This window comes from Bacillus sp. MRMR6, assembly GCF_001940785.1.
Taxonomy (GTDB): Bacteria; Bacillota; Bacilli; order Bacillales; family Cytobacillaceae; genus Neobacillus.
Window position 1 is genome coordinate 1 of the sequence record NZ_MSLS01000071.1, and the last position, 2,260, is coordinate 2,260.

A 2,260-nucleotide genomic window follows, 5' to 3' on the forward strand; every position below is an offset into this window, starting at 1 on the left:
AGGAACACAGTAGCTAAGTACATTCGTGAGTTTGAGGAAAGTAAACTAGAGGATGTGCGAAAGTTACCCATACCAGAAAGTGTAATGAGTCCGCCAACTTATAAGAAAAGAATAGGAAAAAAGAAAGTATTAACAGCAGAAATTAAAAATAAATTACGCAAGTACATCACGGACAATGAGTGGAAACGAAATCACTATATGAAAAAACAACAGATGAAAATAGTGGACATGCATGAAAAGCTACTAGAAGCGGGCTATTCAATTAGTTACACAACTGTTCGTAATTTTGTTAATCAGGAAACGGCAAAATCAAGGGAAGTATTTATTCGAAAGTATTGTGAGCCAGGTTATGAAGTTGAGTTTGATTGGGGAGAAGTAAAGCTTGAGATTGATGGAAAGCTAAAAGCATATTCATTAGCTGTATTTACATTACCATATGGCAATTATCGATTCGCAAGATTATATCAATCTGAATCACAGGTTTGTGTCCTAGATGTTCATACAAAGTTTATAGAACATGTGGGCTTTATACCTGCGGTATTTGTCTATGACAATATGAGAACCGTTGTAAAATCATTCATTGGTAATGAGAAAACCATCACCGACAGCATGGTAAATCTATCAAACTATTATCAATTTAAAATTCGATTATGCCAAGCTAGAAAAGGAAATGAGAAAGGTCATGTAGAGCGTAGTGTAGAGTTTATAAGAAGAAAGGCATTTGCATCACAGCACTCTTTTACTAGCTTAAGAGCAGCTCAGAATCATCTCCTTCAAACATTAAAAAAACTGAATTTAAGAGATCATCATGAACATAAACAAAAACATATTGAGCTTATGAGAACGGAGAAGGAAAAAGGACAAAAGGTCAACATGACCCCATTCGATTCGGCAGAATTAATAGAGTGCCTTGTAGATAAATACAGTACGGTAGTCATCAACCAAAACCATTATTCCGTACCCGAAGGGCACGTTGGTACCTATATAAAAGCGAAAGCCGGTGCGGAAACAATAAAGTTATTTATAAATGGGAGTTTAGTAGCAGAACATCCAAGGAACTGGGGCGTACATCAATGGGAAATGGATATATACCATTATTTAGATACGTTCAAAAAGAAAAAGGGTGCCCTCGCTCAAAGTGAATGTTTGAGACAGGCACCTTCACAAATAAAAAACTTATACAATAATCATTATATCGGAAAAGAGAAAGAATTCATAGAGTTACTCTTCTATATGCGGGAAAACAATAAGCTTGAATGTGTATTAGGGGCTGTTAAGCAGTTGAATAATATTCGAACTGGGTATGTTTCTACGGAAAGAATCTTGTTTATTTGTGAGCAGAGTACTCCTGTTAAAGCAGATGGAGTTTATCAAGATGAAACCGCACATCAATCTGAAAAAAATATGAAAGCATACGCAAATATGTTTAATCAAAAAGAGGAAGTGGCTCACTATGGATAATAAACAACAACTAATCGAAATATGTAAGGAACTTCGCCTGCCAAGTATCAGGAGAATGGTTCTTGATAAAACTAGTTTTAATGATCCCGATCAGGCATTTGAAATATTACTAAAGGTGCTTTTACAAGAAAAAAAAGATAGATTTATACGTGCGAAGCAGAACCGAATCCGAGCAGCGAATTTTCCGCAGAAAAAGTTACTAGATGAATTAATTGTGGACTATTTGCCCGAGCAAGCACAGCAAAAATTACCTCAGCTAAAATCGCTTGATTTTATTAAGGAGGGCCAAAATGTTATTTTAACAGGCTCTCCTGGGACTGGGAAATCGCATATAGCCGTTGGGTTAGGGATGGAAGCTTGTCTAGCTGGATATAGAGTGTTTTTCGCAACAGTCCCCTCTCTTATTAACCAATTAAAGGAACATAGATCAGAGAGAACCCTGAGGACATTTGAATTAAAATTTGAGAAGTATGACCTTGTGATTATTGATGAGCTTGGCTATATTTCATTTGATAAAGAAGGAGCAGAATTATTGTTTTCGCACCTTTCTCTTCGAGCTGGGAGGAAGTCRACTATTATTACTAGCAATCTGTCATTCTTAAAGTGGCAGGAAATCTTTCACGATCCTGTTTTAACAGCTGCATTGACTGACCGTCTTACTCATAAATCGCATGTAGTAAACATGGTTGGCCCTTCATTCAGGATGAGAGAAACTGAAGAATGGATGAAAGAGAATACCGAAAAAGTGGTGGCTCAAAATTAAATTGCGAAATGGCTCACTTTTCACTTGCGAAATACA

At 36.4% G+C, this 2,260-nt stretch carries 2 protein-coding genes; both read left to right on the top strand.

Annotated features, from left to right (window positions below):
* Positions 1-1,461 (top strand): IS21 family transposase (gene istA, locus BTR25_RS26500; RefSeq protein WP_075690927.1); only part of this gene is annotated, 1,461 nt, incomplete at its 5' end.
* Positions 1,454-2,224: an IS21-like element helper ATPase IstB gene (istB, locus tag BTR25_RS26505; RefSeq protein ID WP_075690928.1), complete on the top strand. Its 771-nt coding sequence runs from the start codon at positions 1,454-1,456 to the stop codon at positions 2,222-2,224. The genes istA and istB, both read left to right, overlap by 8 nt.
* The last annotated feature ends 36 nt before the right edge of the window (positions 2,225-2,260 follow it).